11 protein-coding genes are annotated in these 14,725 nt (G+C 71.7%); 9 read left to right on the plus strand and 2 right to left on the minus strand.

The features are described 5' to 3' along the window. Positions 1–456: 456 nt before the first annotated feature. Together IE265_RS01340 and IE265_RS01345 are read left to right on the plus strand one after the other, a co-directional pair. Complete coding sequence (locus tag IE265_RS01340; protein WP_190033385.1) at positions 457–1,935, plus strand: GntP family permease; 1,479 nt, start codon at positions 457–459, stop codon at positions 1,933–1,935. A gap of 57 nt (positions 1,936–1,992) precedes the next feature. Further along, positions 1,993–2,880 carry a hypothetical protein gene (locus tag IE265_RS01345; RefSeq protein ID WP_229915967.1) on the plus strand — a complete coding sequence of 296 codons (888 nt, stop codon included), beginning with the start codon at positions 1,993–1,995 and terminating at the stop codon, positions 2,878–2,880. A gap of 60 nt (positions 2,881–2,940) precedes the next feature. Here the strand turns inward: IE265_RS01345 and IE265_RS01350 are convergent, their stop codons facing one another. Continuing rightward, on the minus strand, positions 2,941–4,311 hold the full coding sequence (locus IE265_RS01350) for a M14 family metallopeptidase (RefSeq protein WP_190033386.1): 1,371 nt from the start codon (positions 4,309–4,311) through the stop codon (positions 2,941–2,943). A 371-nt stretch (positions 4,312–4,682) separates the two neighbouring features. On the opposite strand from IE265_RS01350, the gene IE265_RS01355 reads away from it, so the two are divergent. After that, positions 4,683–6,041 (plus strand): Nramp family divalent metal transporter, encoded by a 1,359-nt coding sequence (locus IE265_RS01355; RefSeq protein ID WP_190033387.1) that lies wholly within the window; start codon positions 4,683–4,685, stop codon positions 6,039–6,041. 105 nt (positions 6,042–6,146) lie between these two features. On the opposite strand, the gene IE265_RS01360 is transcribed toward IE265_RS01355, so the two are convergent. Beyond that, positions 6,147–7,835 (minus strand): chitinase, encoded by a 1,689-nt coding sequence (locus IE265_RS01360; protein WP_190033388.1) that lies wholly within the window; start codon positions 7,833–7,835, stop codon positions 6,147–6,149. Positions 7,836–8,208: 373 nt separating this feature from the next. Between IE265_RS01360 and IE265_RS01365 the strand changes: the two genes are divergently transcribed. The 6 genes from IE265_RS01365 to IE265_RS01390 all read left to right on the plus strand — a co-directional run bounded on the left by IE265_RS01365 (position 8,209) and on the right by IE265_RS01390 (position 14,724). Next, entirely contained in the window at positions 8,209–9,090 is an 882-nt protein-coding gene (locus IE265_RS01365; RefSeq protein ID WP_229915968.1) for a hypothetical protein, read from the plus strand. Positions 9,091–9,296: 206 nt separating this feature from the next. Beyond that, on the plus strand, positions 9,297–10,010 hold the full coding sequence (cpaB, locus tag IE265_RS01370) for a Flp pilus assembly protein CpaB (protein ID WP_190033389.1): 714 nt from the start codon (positions 9,297–9,299) through the stop codon (positions 10,008–10,010). 155 nt (positions 10,011–10,165) lie between these two features. Beyond that, positions 10,166–11,779: a CpaE/TadZ family protein gene (locus IE265_RS01375; protein WP_190033390.1), complete on the plus strand. Its 1,614-nt coding sequence runs from the start codon at positions 10,166–10,168 to the stop codon at positions 11,777–11,779. Further along, positions 11,779–12,147, plus strand: coding sequence for a TadE/TadG family type IV pilus assembly protein (locus tag IE265_RS01380; protein ID WP_229915969.1), 369 nt, complete (start codon positions 11,779–11,781; stop codon positions 12,145–12,147). Before IE265_RS01375 ends, IE265_RS01380 begins: the two co-directional genes overlap by 1 nt. A gap of 17 nt (positions 12,148–12,164) precedes the next feature. Next, entirely contained in the window at positions 12,165–13,505 is a 1,341-nt protein-coding gene (locus IE265_RS01385) for a TadA family conjugal transfer-associated ATPase (RefSeq protein ID WP_190033391.1), read from the plus strand. A 277-nt stretch (positions 13,506–13,782) separates the two neighbouring features. Further along, a complete protein-coding gene (locus IE265_RS01390; protein ID WP_190033392.1) occupies positions 13,783–14,724 on the plus strand; it encodes a type II secretion system F family protein in 942 nt (313 codons plus the stop codon). Position 14,725: the final 1 nt, after the last annotated feature.

Here is a 14,725-nt window from a genome sequence, read left to right on the forward strand (position 1 = left end):
GGGTTCCGGCTCTGGTTCCGGCCCCCGATCCGGGCCCGGTTCCGACCCTCGACCCAGTCCCGGACGCGGACCCAGTCCCGGACCCGGACCTGACCCGACCCCGGCCGCCGCACCGACCGGCCGCCGCACCGACCGGTCGTCGCACATGCCGGCCGAGGGCTGACGGCGGTCGCGGCGGGTGACCGGTGGTCGTCCCCGCACCGTCAGCCGACCAGCCCCGCAGCCCCTCACCCACCCGCGGCCCGAACCGCCACCCCGTCCGCCGGCGCACCCCGCGCACCCGGCACCCGATTCCCGCACCCCGAACTCCCGCACCCCGTACCTCCCGTACGTCCTCACGGTGCGGCGCCCACCGACCCCGACCCCGGACCCGCCGGGCGGGGGCACCCACACCCCGGGCGCCGTTCCGCGATCCCCCCTGCCCGAAAAGCGTCATGCACGTGAAGAGGCCCCCTCATGGCACATCCGCTCGCAGCCGCACCCGTCGCCGAGACGCCACCCCACACCGGTGGTCTGCTCCTGCTCATCGACGGCACCGCGGGACTGCTCACCGTCGCGGCCCTGGGCATCGCCCTCCTGCTCGTCCTGATCATCAAGGTGCGGCTCCAGCCGTTCGTCGCGCTGCTGGCCGTGTCCATAGCCGTCGGCCTCTCGGCCGGCCTCTCCGTCACCGAACTCTTCGGCACCGTCCAGCGCTCGACGTCCGTCTCACTCATCGAGTCGGGCATGGGCGGCATCCTCGGCCACGTCACGATCATCATCGGGCTCGGCACGATGCTCGGCGCGATCCTGGAGGTGTCGGGCGGCGCCGAGGCGCTCTCCGCCCGGCTGCTCAACCTGTTCGGGGAGAAGCGCGCGCCCCTCGCCATGGGTCTGACCGGCCTCATATTCGGTATACCGGTCTTCTTCGACGTCGGCATCTTCGTCCTCGCGCCGATCGTCTACGCGGCCGCCAAGCGCTCCGGCAAGTCGATCCTGCTCTACTGCATGCCGCTCCTCGCGGGCCTGTCGATGACCCACGCCTTCCTGCCGCCGCACCCCGGACCCGTCGCCGCCGCCGGTCTGTTCAAGGTCGACCTCGGCTGGGTCATCCTCATGGGTGTCGTCGTCGGCGTCCCGGCCGTCCTCGCCGCCTGGGTGTACGCCGCGTGGATAGGCAAGCGCCTGTTCGTCGCCGTACCGCAGGACATGGTCGAGGCCGCGGAGGAGGCGCGGGCCGCCGTCGCGGCGGAACAGGCCGCGGCCGGGCGCACCGCCCCCGAGCAGCCCGTCGCCCTCTCCACCGTCTTCCTCATCATCGGTACGCCGCTGCTGCTGATCCTCGCGGCGACCTTCTCCTCCATCGCCCTGGACCCGTCCACCCCGCGCTCGGTCGTCGAGTTCTTCGGGCACCCCTTCGTGGCGCTGACCATCGCGCTGCTCATGGCGTACTACCTGCTGGGAATCCGGCGCGGCTGGTCCCGCAAGTCCCTTGAGCAGGTGTCCACTTCGTCCCTCAAGCCGGTCGGCAACATCCTGCTGGTGGTCGGCGCGGGCGGTGTCTTCGGCGCCGTCCTCAAGGGGTCGGGCATCGCGGACGCGCTCGCGGACGCGTTCCACGACGTCGGCCTGCCGGTCGTCCTGCTCGCCTGGCTGATCTCCGTCGTCCTGCGGGTCGCCCAGGGTTCCGCGACCGTCGCGATCGTCACCACGGCCGGCATCGTCGTGCCGCTCGTCGAGGGTCAGGACCTGTCGCAGGCGCACCTGGCGCTGATCATCATGGCGATCTCGGCCGGCTCCATCTTCGCCTCGCACGTCAACGACGGGGGCTTCTGGATCGTCGCCAAGTACTTCGGCATCACCGAGCGCGACACCCTCAAGTCGTGGACGGTGCTGGAGACGGTGCTCTCGGTGGCCGGCTTCGTCGTGGCGGCGGTCCTCAGCGTCTTCATATAGCGGGACGAACCGGGGGTTGGCTGTTCCCGGCACAGGATCGTCGACCATACTGCCCGCGTGGAGCAGCGCATAGGTTCGAAGAGCCAGCCCCTGGACGTCGCCGCGGTCGACCCGGCGTACATCCCCGGACTCACTCCGGCCCGGTCCGCCGAGCCGGAGGACGCGGCCGTCCCCGAGGAGGAGTCCTCGGCCGGGACCACCGCCGACGAGGCAGGGGCCGAGAAGTCCGTGACCGGGGAGAAGTCCCCGGCGCGGTCCGCCGGAGCCGACGCCGCAGCAGGCGGCGGCTCCGGCACCGAAGCCGCAGAGGACGGTGACGCCGAAGCCGATCAGGACGCGAAGCGCGCGGAGAGCGCAGCGGATCCGGAAGCCGCGGAGGACGCCGACGGCTCCGGCGACGAGGGGCCCGTCTTCGAGGCCTCCGACCGCCGGGCGAGGGTCGTGGCCGACCGCAGCGGCGTACGACTGCGCCTGGACGACCAGGAGGCGGAGTTCCGCTGGGACGAGATCGGGGCCGTCGAGACGGAGTCCCCGAGGTTCGGGAAGCGGTTCACCGTGACGGTGCACACCCCCGACCGCCGCTGGTACCCGCTGGAGATCGAGGCGACGGCGAAGTCCCTGCACAAGGAGTGGGAGGCCGGCCTCGACGAGGTCTTGGACGCCTACTTCGAGGACGGCGCGGAGGACCCCGCGGACACGGACGCGCCGGACACGGACGCCGCGGACGCGTCGGACGCGTCGGACGCGTCGGACGCGACCGACTCGACCGACACAGCCGACACCGCGGAAGCGGCGGCGGGGCCGGAGGGCGGGGCCGCCGAGGGTGACGCCGGGGCCGACGCCGGTGCCGAGCCGGCAACGAAGTCCGAGGCCGCCGGGCAGCCGGGGAGCGGCAAGGGCGCCAAGGGTGTCGCGGACGCCAAGGGTCTCAAGGACGCCAAGTAGCCGACGGGGCGACCGCGGGGCCGGTTACGGCGGCCCCGCGGTCCCCCTCACCCGTACTGCTCAGACGCAGTACTGGGCGGCCTTGCCGATGGACCGGTACATGCAGTCGGCGTTCTCCAGCAGTTGCAGCACCGCGTCCCGGTTGCGGGACGTCTCGCGCTCGATCACCTCGTCGGGCGGATAGAAGCCGCCGCCCCCGCTCGACGACGGATACATCTCGAAGGTGTAGCCGAAGATCTTCTGACTGCCCCACAGGTAGTCGTCGATCGACCCGTCGGTGATGTAGAGGTCACTGGACTGCTCGGGCGTGTAGCCGTTGCTCGCGGCCATCTTCTGGCCCACGGCGGCGAAGGCGTTGCGGTCGTCCGCCGTCATGCCGGTCGCCGTGTCGGCGGTGGTGTAGCCGAAGGGCCACAGGACCAGCTCGCTGTAGGTGTGGAAGTCGACGCCGGCCTTGATCTGCTGCTTGCCGCCGACGACCCGGCTGCGCACGAAGTCGGCCACGACCTTCACCTCGGGCGCGGACTCGGCCGCGGGGCCGCGGTAGGTCTCGGAGGACGTCGAGCCCGAGGAGCCGCCGCAGCAGCCCCAGCGGTAGTTCCAGTTGCGGTTCAGGTCGGTGCCGACGTACGAACTGCCGGTGTTGGGCTGGCGGTTCTTGCGCCACGAGCGGTAGGCGCCGGTCGCGATGTCGTACTCGCCGCCGTCCGGGTTGAGGTCCGGGACGATCCAGATCTCCCTGTTGTTCACCATGTTGGTGACGCGGGAGTCCGAGCCGTATCCGGCGCCGAGTTCGCGCAGGAGGTAGAGCGCCATCTCCACCGTGAGGTGCTCGCGCGCGTGCTGGTGGTGGGTGAACAGGACCTCGGGCTCGGACTCGTCGGTCGCGACGTTGTCGCTGATCTTGATGGCGATGATGTCCCGGCCCTGGTACGACTTCCCGATCACGCGCTTGCTCATGATCGAGGGGTAGGCGGCCAGGCGCTGGTTGATCTCCGTGTTCATCTCGGCGTAGTTGTGGTAGCGCGAGTCGGCGTTGGGGAAGTCGAGTACACCGACGTCGGCGGCGCTGGACCGGTCCGGGGCCGAGCCCAGCGGCGAGACCTCGTAGCCGAGTTGGCGCAGCTTCCTGGCCTGGGCCGCCCGACCCGACACGACGACGGTCTCCTCGTCGGCCTCGTCGATCGACACCCCGGTCCGGGCGATCGCCGTACGGGTGGCCGTGGTGCTGCCGTGGACATGGATCTCGTACTGCCGGATCTCGTCCGTGTCGGCCGCGGGGGCCGAGCCGGGGGCGCCGGTCGCGGTCGTCGTGGCGGCGACGGGGGCGGCGAGGGCGAGCGCGAGCAGTGCGGCGAAGACGGCGGTGCGCCGGCCGCGTCTGCCGGGGGCGGCAGGCAGTCCGCCGCTTCCTCTGGTGCGAAGTCGCATGGATTCTCCTCGTTTCTCCAGAAATTCCGGGATCACCGGAAGTGTGGGGAGTGGAGCGGGGGGTGGATCGGTGCGACGTGCCGGGACCGCCCTGGAGGTACCGAACGGCCCTGTGTGCGGGTGTGGCGCTCATCGTGGGGCTATGGCATGTTCGGGTCAATAGCAGGCCGGAAGCCGACCCGTGAACCGGCCGAAAACGCGCCAGGACGGTGGCGCGGGGGGCGGGCGGTGCGTGCGGGGCGACCGGCGGCGGTGTGCCGGGCGCGTGTGCGTACGCCCGGCGGACGCGCCCCTCCGCACCTCTTTCGCGCCCCGTTCCTTCACCGCATGCCCCCTTGTGCCCGCAGGGGCTTTGCGCTTTCTTGATCGGCATGGCGGACACCAGGGACACCACGGGCAGCGCGGGGATCGGTGGCACCGGCTCACGTACGCGCAGATCCAGTTGGCGCCACATCGGCCCCGGCATCGTGGTCGCCGCGACCGGTGTCGGCGCCGGAGACCTGGTCGCCACCCTCATCGCGGGATCGAACTTCGGCTACACCCTCCTGTGGGCGGCCGTCCTCGGCTGTCTCGTGAAGATCTCCCTCGCCGAGGCGGCGGGGCGCTGGCACCTGTCGACCGGCCGGACCCTCTTCGACGGCTGGGCCGACCTGGGCCGCTGGACGAGCTGGTTCTTCGTCGCCTACGTCGTGGTCTGGGGCTTCGTCTACGGCGCGGCGGCCATGTCCTCCTCGGGGCTGCCCCTCCAGGCGCTCTTCCCGGACGTCATGGACCTGGAGTGGTGGGCGATCCTGACCGGTCTGGTCGGCCTGGTCTTCGTCTGGTTCAACCGGTACGCCGTCTTCGAGAAGGTCATGACGGTCCTGGTCGGCGTGATGTTCGTCGTCACGGTCTACCTGGCGATCAGGGTCACCCCGAACCTCGGCGAGGCCTTCGCGGGTCTGCTGCCGGTGCTGCCCGACGAGAAGGACTCCGTCCTCAACACGCTCGGCCTGATCGGCGGGGTCGGCGGCACCATCACGCTGGCCGCGTACGGCTACTGGGTCAACGCGAAGGGCTGGACGAACACCGGCTGGATGAAGGTGATGCGGCTGGACAACCGGGTCGCCTACGTCACCACCGGCATCTTCGTCGTGGCCATGCTCTTCGTCGGCGCGGAACTGCTGCACTCCGCCGAGGTGGCCATCGCGAGCGGCGACAAGGGCCTCGTGCAGCTCGGCGACATCCTGGAGGAGGAGTACGGGACGGCGACCGCGAAGTTCTTCCTGATCGGATTCTTCGCCACGTCGTTCACCTCGCTCATCGGCGTCTGGCACGGCGTGAGCCTGATGTTCGCGGACTTCGTGGAGCGCTTCCGCGGCGACCGGGCCGCCGCGTCCGCGGGCTCCGGCGGGCGGGGCGCGAACCCGGCCTCGGGCGAGGAGGTGGCGTCCGGCACCCACGAGAGGTCCTGGCCCTTCCGCGGCTACCTGCTGTGGCTGACCTTCCCGCCCATGGTCCTGCTCTTCCAGGGCCAGCCGTTCCGCCTGATCATCCTGTACGGGGTGCTGGGCGCGGCGTTCCTCCCGTTCCTCGCCCTGACGCTGGTCTGGCTGCTCAACTCGTCCCGCACACCGCCGGAATGGCGCAACGGCCTGCTGAGCAACGCCATGCTGACGCTCGCGGGCCTGCTGTTCGTCGTCCTGTGCGTGAAGCAGGTCTGGGACCAGCCGTGGTCGGAGTTCTTCTGACCCGGCGTCGAGCGGCGACCGGCTCGGGCGGCGTGGCAGCGCCGCCCCCACCGGAGTGGGGGCGGCGGCGCGGCCCGGGAGGGCCCGGTCGGCGACGTGTCGGTGCTAGGGGAGCGCGTGCACGTGCGGTCCCACCGCGTTCGACCACGCGTTGCCCGCCGTGGCGTCCCAGTTCGTCGACCAGGTCATGGCACCGCGGAGGTCCGGGTAGGTCCTGGACGGCTTGAACGAGCCGCAGGACGTGCCCCTGGTGAGGCAGTCGAGGGCGCTGTTCACGATGGACGGCGCGACGTAGCCACTGCCCGCGCCCCTCGTCGAGGCCGGCACTCCGAGGCCCACCTGGGACGGTGCGAGGCCGCCCTCCAGCTGGATGCAGGCCAGCGCGGTCAGGAAGTCCACCGAGCCCTGCGAGTAGACCTTGCCGTCGCAGCCCAGCATCGAACCGCTGTTGTAGTACTGCATGTTGACGACGGTGAGGATGTCCTTGATGTTCAGGGCCGTCTGGAAGTACGTGTTGGACGTCGACTGCATGTCGATGGTCTGCGGGGCCATCGTGATGATCAGCGAGGCGCCCGCCTTCGCGGAGAGGGACCGCAGCGCCTGCGTCATGTACGTGGCGTTGAGGCCGTTCTCCAGGTCGATGTCGACGCCGTCGAAGCCGTAGGTCTGCATCAGGGCGTGGACGGAGTCGGCGAAGTTCGCCGCCGAGGCCGGGCTGTTCACCGCGACCGTGCCGCGCTCACCGCCGACCGAGATGATCACCTTCTTGCCCGCGGCCTGCTTGGCCCTGACGTCCGCCTTGAACTGGTCGACGGTGTAGCCGCCCAGGCCGGCCGAGTCCAGGTTGAAGGTCACGGCACCGGGGGTCGCGGTGGCGTCGGCGAACGACACCGCGATGATGTCGTACTGGGACGGGACGTCGGAGATCCGCTGCACGGTTGCGCCGTTGTTGAAGTTCTGCCAGTAGCCGGTCACCGCGTGCCTGGGCAGGTTCGTGCCGCCGCCCCCGGTCGCCCTGGTGGTGCCGGTCACCGCGGTCGAACGGGCCGACTCGCCCGCCGAGTTCGTCGCGCTGACCTGGAAGGAGTAGGACGTGGACGCGGCCAGGCCGGTGACGGTCGCCGAGGTGCCGCCGACCGCGAGGACCTTCGTGCCGCCCCGGTACACGTTGTAGCCGGTGGCGCCGGAGACCGGGTTCCAGGCAAGGGAGACGGAGGAGGAGGTCGTGGAGGGCACGTTCAGGCCGGCGGGCGTGGCCGGGACGACCGGATCGGGGTCGCCGCCCCCGCCGCCGTCCGGGCCGAACACGGACACGTCGTCGGCGAAGTAGGCGCTCTGCCCGTACCAGCCGTGCGTGTACACCGTCACGGACGTGGTGCCGGCGCCCGTCGTGAAGGACGTCGTGAGCTGCTTCCAGGAGGAGGAGTCGGGTGTCCAGGTCGACACGTCCGTGGTACCCGTGCCGGTCGCGCCGAGGTACGCGTACCCGCCCTGCACCCAAGCGCTCAGCGTGTAGGTGGAGTTGGGCCTGACCGCGACCGTCTGGGTGCACCTGGCGTTGTCCTGCCCGGCGGGCGTGGCCTTCAGGGCGGCGGCACCGCCGTGCACGGGGGAGGAGACGGTGGCGCCGCTGCCGGCCGAACAGGTCCAGTTGGCGAGGCCCGACTCGTAGCCGGCGTTCCTGGCGTTGTTGACGTCGGCCGCCGAGGCCTGACCGGCTCCCGCGAGGGAGAGGAAGGAGGCGGCGAGCACGGCGGCGAGACCACCCGCCCATGTCCGTCTGCGTCTGGGCATGCCTGCTGCGCGGTCCACTGGTGCCTCCGGTGGGGGAGTGGGGGAGTGGGGATGAGGAACGGTGGCCACCGCCGTATCCCAAAACTGGTCCAGACCAATTGCGTTGTCAAGACCTCTGGCAGGCTCAACCTCCGTGCGGCAGGCAGGAGTTGGCGCACCGTACGGATCACTCTGTGTCGATCACGCTCGCACCTTGTGTGAGGTGATCTCGCGGATCAGGTGTTGGGCGGCGCACGCCGTGGATAAGGTGCAGATACAGAAAGACGCCACAGTGGCACTGTGCGTCGTTCCGTGAACGTTTCATGGCGCAATCAGGGGCGATCTACGGCAGTGGTTGACCACCTCCGCCGCAGTGAACGGGGTGGTGTGCAGCGTGCCGACCGCGATAGCCGTCACCAGTTCCGATCTGGTGCTGCCGGCGCACGACCGGCAGACCCCGCCCGCCGTCGTCCAGCCGCTCGACAGCCTCGAAAGCTCCCTCACCGGGATGTACACGCTCATCGAGCAGCACGGCTACGTGATCGCCCTGTACCCGACGTCCGCCCCCGCCGCCGTCGTCCGGCGGCTGCACACCGTGCGCTCGGTCCTGGAGAGCGATCGCATCGCCCTCCTCGGCCTCGACCTGCCGCCGCTCGGACTCGCCCTGCTCGCACAGCAGTTGCGCCAGCTCTCGGTCTGCGACTTCAGTCCGGGCGTGCTCGCCTCCTCCGCGCGGCTGCTCGCCCACTACATCTACGCGGGCGCCCTGCTCGGCTCGGTGTCCAGGCTCGACCGGGTGCCCGTCTCGCTGAAGTCGCACGCCAAGTCCTGGGTGCCCGGGGCCCAGTTCGCCGTCCTGGCCAACCCGCGGCCGCAGATCGTCCGCGTCGGCCACGAGGAGCTGCCCGGGCCCGAGTTCGGCACACGGCTGCTCGTCGCCCCGGGCCAGCTCCCCGCGGACTGGCTCGTGACGACGCTCGCCCCCGCCTGGCGGGTGCAGGGCGTCGCGACCGTGAACCAGCCCGCCGAGTCCGCCCGATGGTGGGGCACGGGCCGGCTCGCCGAGTTCGCCGCGGGACTGTACGACGTGTCCGTGCTCTACCAACTGGTCACCTCCGTAAGGCGCGAGGCGTGCCACTGGTGCGGACTGGAACTCATCGGCGACCGCTGCGGATTCTGCGCGGCCCCGCTGGCGCCGGCCGCGTCCCGCGAGCTTCCGGACACCGCGGGGCGGGCAGCCTCTCCGGTACGCGCCCTGCCCCACGGCGTCACGTAGACCCCGCACGTCACGCACCCGGCACGACCCGTACGACCCGCACGCACACCTGAACAACGGTGCACAGCCAGGTACGACCCGCCGTCCCCGCCCCGATCGAGGTTGCCCGCGCCATGCCGAACCATCCCGGGGAACGCCCACCGGACCCCCGGCAGACCAGAAGACCAGCTCCGATACCCGGTACCGCCCCCACGAGGTGAGATGTAGTGAACTCGCGCCAGCGCCGCGGCGTCGTCCTGCTGGCCCTCTCGGCCCTGTGCGCCCTCGGCGCCTTCGCCGGAGTGCTGTCGGTGATCCGTGACGTGAACTCGAAGGTCGGCCCCGAGGTCGCGGCGTACCGCCTCAAGAGCGACATCGCACCGTACAAGGAACTGTCCGCCGCCCAGTTCGAGAAGGTCTCGATGCCCGAGCGGTGGCTCTCCGACACCGCCGTCACCGACCTCTCCCAGATCCGGGGCAAGATCGCGGTCACCCGCCTGCGCGAGGGCTCACTGCTCCAGAGCGACATGATCGTGGACCGTCCCGCACTGGAGGCGGGCCAGCAGGAGATCGCCATCCTCATCGACGCGTCCACCGGAGTGGCGGGCAAGATCAACCCCGGCTCCCGGGTCAACATCTACGCCACCTTCAAGGACGAGTCCGACAAGGGCAGGGACCAGTCGAAGGTCATCGTCGAGAACGCGCGCGTCATCGACGTCGGCAAACTGACCGCCCTCGACCCCGGCCAGTCCGGCAACGACCGCCGCCGGACCGCGAACGAGGCCGTACCGATCACCTTCGCGCTCGGCACCGCCGACGCCCAACGCGTCGCGTACGCCGAGTCGTTCGCCGAACACGTCCGCCTCGCCCTGATCGCCGGCGGGACCGACGCCGTCGTCGCGCCGGGCGACCGCACGTACACCCTCGACGAGGACAAGTAGGAGGCCGTGATGCGCTCAGCCCCCACGAGGCCCCGGCGCCGAACTCCCGCCCGCCTCGCCGAGCCGGGCACCCGCCCCGCCCCCGCCGGGGCGGCGGACCGGACGGACCACCGGGGACCGACACCCCGGCCGGGGCCGGGCCCGAGGACCGGCCGATGACCATCCGCATCCTGCCCGCCGTCGGCGACATCGACTCGGCCCGCGCGGTCACCACCCTGCTGAGCCGGCTCGCCGACGCCGAACCCGCCCCGCCGGTCCCCGACACCACGGCCCTCCTGGACACCCTGGCCCGGCTCGCCGCCGAGTCCCTGGACGAACTGCCCGAGGTCGTCCTCGTCCACGAGCGGATCGGCCCCGTCCCCGCGCTCGACGTCATCCGCGACCTCGTGCTGCGCTTCCCGGCCGTCGGCGTCGTCCTCATCACCGCCGACAGCAGCACCGGCGTCCTCACCGCCGCCATGGACTCCGGCGCCCGGGGCATCGTCGCGCTGCCCCTCGGCCACGAAGCCCTCGCCGAACGCGTCCAGGCCGCGGCCGCCTGGTCCACCGGCATGCGGCGCCACCTCGGCAGCGGCGTCCCCGAGGTGTACGCCGGCCCCGGCGGCACGGTCGTCACCGTGACCGGCGCGAAGGGCGGCGTCGGCGCCACCGTGGCGGCCGTCCAGCTCTCCCTGGCCGCGAGCGCCTCCGGCCGGTCCGTGGCCCTGCTCGACCTCGACCTCCAGTCCGGCGACGTGGCCTCGTACCTCGACGTGCAGTTCCGCCGCTCCATCGGCGACCTCGCCGGCATCAGCGACATCACCCCGCGGGTGCTCCAGGACGCCGTCTACACCCACGATTCGGGACTCGCCCTGCTCCTCGCCCCCGCCGAGGGCGAGCGCGGCGAGGAGATCACCGACCGGGTCGCCCGGCAGGTGCTCGGCGCCCTGCGGTCCCGCTACGACATCGTGGTCGTCGACTGCGGCGCCCAGCTCAACGCGGCCAACGCCGCAGCCGTCGAACTGGCCGACCGGGCCCTGCTGGTCGTCACCCCGGACGTGATCGCCGTCCGCGCCGCCAAACGCATGGTCCGCATGTGGGACCGCCTCCAGATCCGCAAGGCGGAGGAGACCCTCACCGTCGTCAACCGCTTCGGACGCGGTACGGAGATCCAGCCCTCCCTCGTCGAACGGGTCACCGGCACCAAGGTCGCCCGCTCCACCGTGCCGGCCGCCTTCAAGGAGCTCCAGTCCGTCGTGGACGCGGGCCGCATGCAGGACCTGGACGCCCGTTCCACGGTGAAGCAGGCACTGTGGGCCCTGGCCGGGGAACTGGGCCTCGTCGCCCCGCAGGAACCCGCGGGAGGCAGGCGCCGCAAGGCCTCCGCCGACCGGGGGGCCCTCGCCCTGCGCAGAAGGGGCGGCGACCGGGGCGCGGTCACCCTGGAGTTCGCCGGCATGTTCCCGCTGCTGCTCGTCGTGATGACGATCCTGTGGCAGTGCGTCCTGTACGGCTACTCGTACTCGCTGGCCGGCAACGCGGCGGACGAGGCGGCCAGGGCGGCCACCGCCGCGAACGCGCTGACACCCGGCGCGTACGACGGCGCCTGCCACCAGGCGGGCAGCGAACACCTCCCGGGCGCCTGGGACGCCGCCGCGATCGACTGCGCCGCGGGCGGCCAGGTCATGAAGGCCACCGTCACGGTCCAAGTACCGCTCTTCTTCCCGGGCTTCGACGCCGGCTGGACCGTGGAGGGCGAGGCGGGGGCCGCACTGGAGGGGGACGACTGATGAAGCGGCTGCTCACGCGCCTTCGGAAGCGACTGCGCGACGACCGGGGCGTGTCCATGCTGGAGTTCGCCGGGTTCCTGCCCGTCCTCCTCGTCATCGGCATGGCCGCCATCCAGCTCGGCCTCATCGGCTACGGCATCAACCAGGCCGGAACGGCCGCGCGGGCCGCCGCGCGGGCGGCCTCCCAGGGCGAGGACGGCGCCGCCGCCGGCCAGGCCGCGGTCAGCGGCTGGCTCGACCCCGAGATCGCGGCAGGCGAGGGCGCCGACCTCAGCACCGCCACGGCCACCCTCCAAGTCCCGTCCGTCATACCGTTGTTCGAGCCGGTGACCGTCCAGCGCGACGCGACCATGCCCACCGACGACTGACCGGGAGGAGCCGACCCATGAGCCTGCGAGCCCGTATCGCCGCCCCCGACGAGGGCGGAGCCGGACGCGAGGACGGACACCTCGTCGCCGTCTACCGCGCCAAGCTGCTGGAGGAGATCGACCTCGCGGAGATGTCGAGCCTCGCGGCGGCCGAGCGGCGCCTGCGCCTGGAACGCGTACTCGGGCACATCATCAGCCGCGAGGGCCCGGTGCTGTCCTCCGCCGAACGCTCCCAGCTGATCCGCCGGGTCGTGGACGAGGCACTCGGCCTCGGCGTCCTCGAACCGCTGCTCGCCGACGCGTCCATCACCGAGATCATGGTCAACGGACCGGACTCCATCTTCGTGGAGCGCGCCGGACGCGTGGAGCAACTGCCGCTGCGCTTCGCGTCCGACGAGCAGCTCATGCAGACCATCGAGCGCATCGTGTCGACCGTCAACCGCCGGGTGGACGAGTCGAATCCCATGGTCGACGCCCGCCTGCCCACCGGGGAGCGCGTCAACGTCATCATCCCGCCGCTCGCCCTGACCGGCCCGACCCTCACGATCCGCCGGTTCCCCCGGGCGTACACCCTCCCGGAACTCATCGGCCTCGGCTCGCTCGACGAGCAGATGCTGATGCTCCTCGCCGCGTTCGTCCGCGCCCGCTTCAACGTCATCGTCAGCGGCGGTACGGGCAGCGGGAAGACGACACTGCTCAACGCGCTCTCCGGGCTGATCCCCTCCCACGAGCGCATCATCACCATCGAGGACTCCGCCGAACTCCAGCTCCAGCAGGAGCACGTGATCCGGCTGGAGTCCCGCCCCCCGAACGTGGAGGGCAAGGGCCAGATCACCATCCGCGACCTGGTCCGCAACTCGCTGCGCATGCGTCCCGACCGCATCATCGTCGGCGAGGTCCGCGGCGGAGAGACCCTCGACATGCTCCAGGCCATGTCCACCGGCCACGACGGCTCCCTCGCGACCGTGCACGCCAACTCCGCGGAGGACGCCCTGATGCGTCTGCAGACGCTCGGCTCGATGTCCGAGGTGCAGATCCCGTTCGAGGCACTCAAGGACCAGATCAACTCCGCGGTCGACGTCGTCGTCCAGCTCACCCGGCACGCCGACGGCTCCCGCAGGGTCACCGAGATCGCCCTGCTGGTCTCGCACGGCCGCGAGCAGTTCCGCATCGTCCCCGTCACCCGGTTCGTGCCCCGCCCCTCCGGCCCCGACCGGGTCGTCCACGGGTACTTCGAGCACCTGCCGCTGCCGCGCCCGGTCGCCGAGAAGCTGTACGTGGCCAACGAGCCGCTGCCGCCGGCGTTCGGCGTCGCGGAGGCGCTCGACGTCCGCCAGACGAGGCAGGCCATCGGATGAGCCCCGGACCCGCGGCCCCGCCCCGCCCCTTCCCGAGCCCCGTCCCGGGCCCCCGTCCGGGAGGCGGCCTCCGCACCCCCACCGGGACCCGCACCCCCACCGGGACCCGTGCCCCCACCGGGACCCGTGCCCCCGGGACCCGTACCCCTGGACCCCGTACTCCCGGACCCCGAGCCCGGACCGGGACGATCCGGGCCGGCACCGTCCGGACCGGGACCACCAGGACGAAGACCATCCGGACGAAGACCACCCGGACCGAGACTGAGAGGAGCGAGCCGTGAACGACCCGGCCCTGCTCGCCCTCGGCGCCACCGTCCTGTGCGGCACCCTCGCCGTCGCGGGAGCGCACACCTACGTGTCGGGCCGCGCCCAGCGCCAGGCACTGGTCGACCGCCTCTCCGGCGGCGGCCCCCTGCGCACCGCGGCGGGCCGCGCCCGCCGCTTCGCCGCCGTCGACCGCCGCCTGCGCCGCACCCGCCTCGGCCGCACCATCCATCTGCGGCTCTCGGCCACGGGACTCGATCTGACCGCGGGCGAGTTCTTCACGTACGTCGCCGCCGTGGTCGCCGCCCTCTGGCTGGTCGCGGCCGCCGTCCTGGCCCCCTTCTTCGGCCCCATCGCCGCTCTCGTCGGCGTCTGGAGCGCCGCGATCTTCCTCAACTGGCAGCGGCAGAAGCGCATCGAGGCGTTCATCAACCAACTCCCCGACGTGGCACGCCTGCTGGCCAACGCCGCCGCCGCAGGACTTGCCCTGCGCACCGCGCTCGCCATGGCGGCGGAGGAGCTGGAGGCCCCGGCGGGCGAGGAGCTGGCCCGGGTCGCCGACCAGCTCACCCTGGGCCGCTCGGTCGACGACGCCCTCGGCGAACTCGCCGAACGCCTCCCGTCCCGCGAACTCGTCGTCCTGGTCACCACCCTCGTGCTCTCCAACAAGGCCGGCGGCACCGTCGTCAGCTCCCTGCGCAACCTCACGCAGACCCTGGAGGACCGCAAGGAGACCCGCCGCGAGGTCCGCACGATGCTCTCCGAGGTCAACGCGACCGCGTTCACGGTCCCGCTCCTCGGGCTCGGCTCCCTCCTCCTGATCAACTCCTCGAACGAGGGAGCCCTGGCCCGAGTGACCGGCTCGCCCCTCGGCCAGACCCTGGTGCTCATCTCCGTGGGCCTCTACACCGTGGGCTTCTTCGTCATCCGCCGACTCGGCAAGATCGAAGTGTGAG

Origin of the sequence: Streptomyces fructofermentans, from assembly GCF_014651055.1 — a bacterium.
GTDB lineage: Bacteria > Actinomycetota > Actinomycetes > Streptomycetales > Streptomycetaceae > Streptomyces > Streptomyces fructofermentans.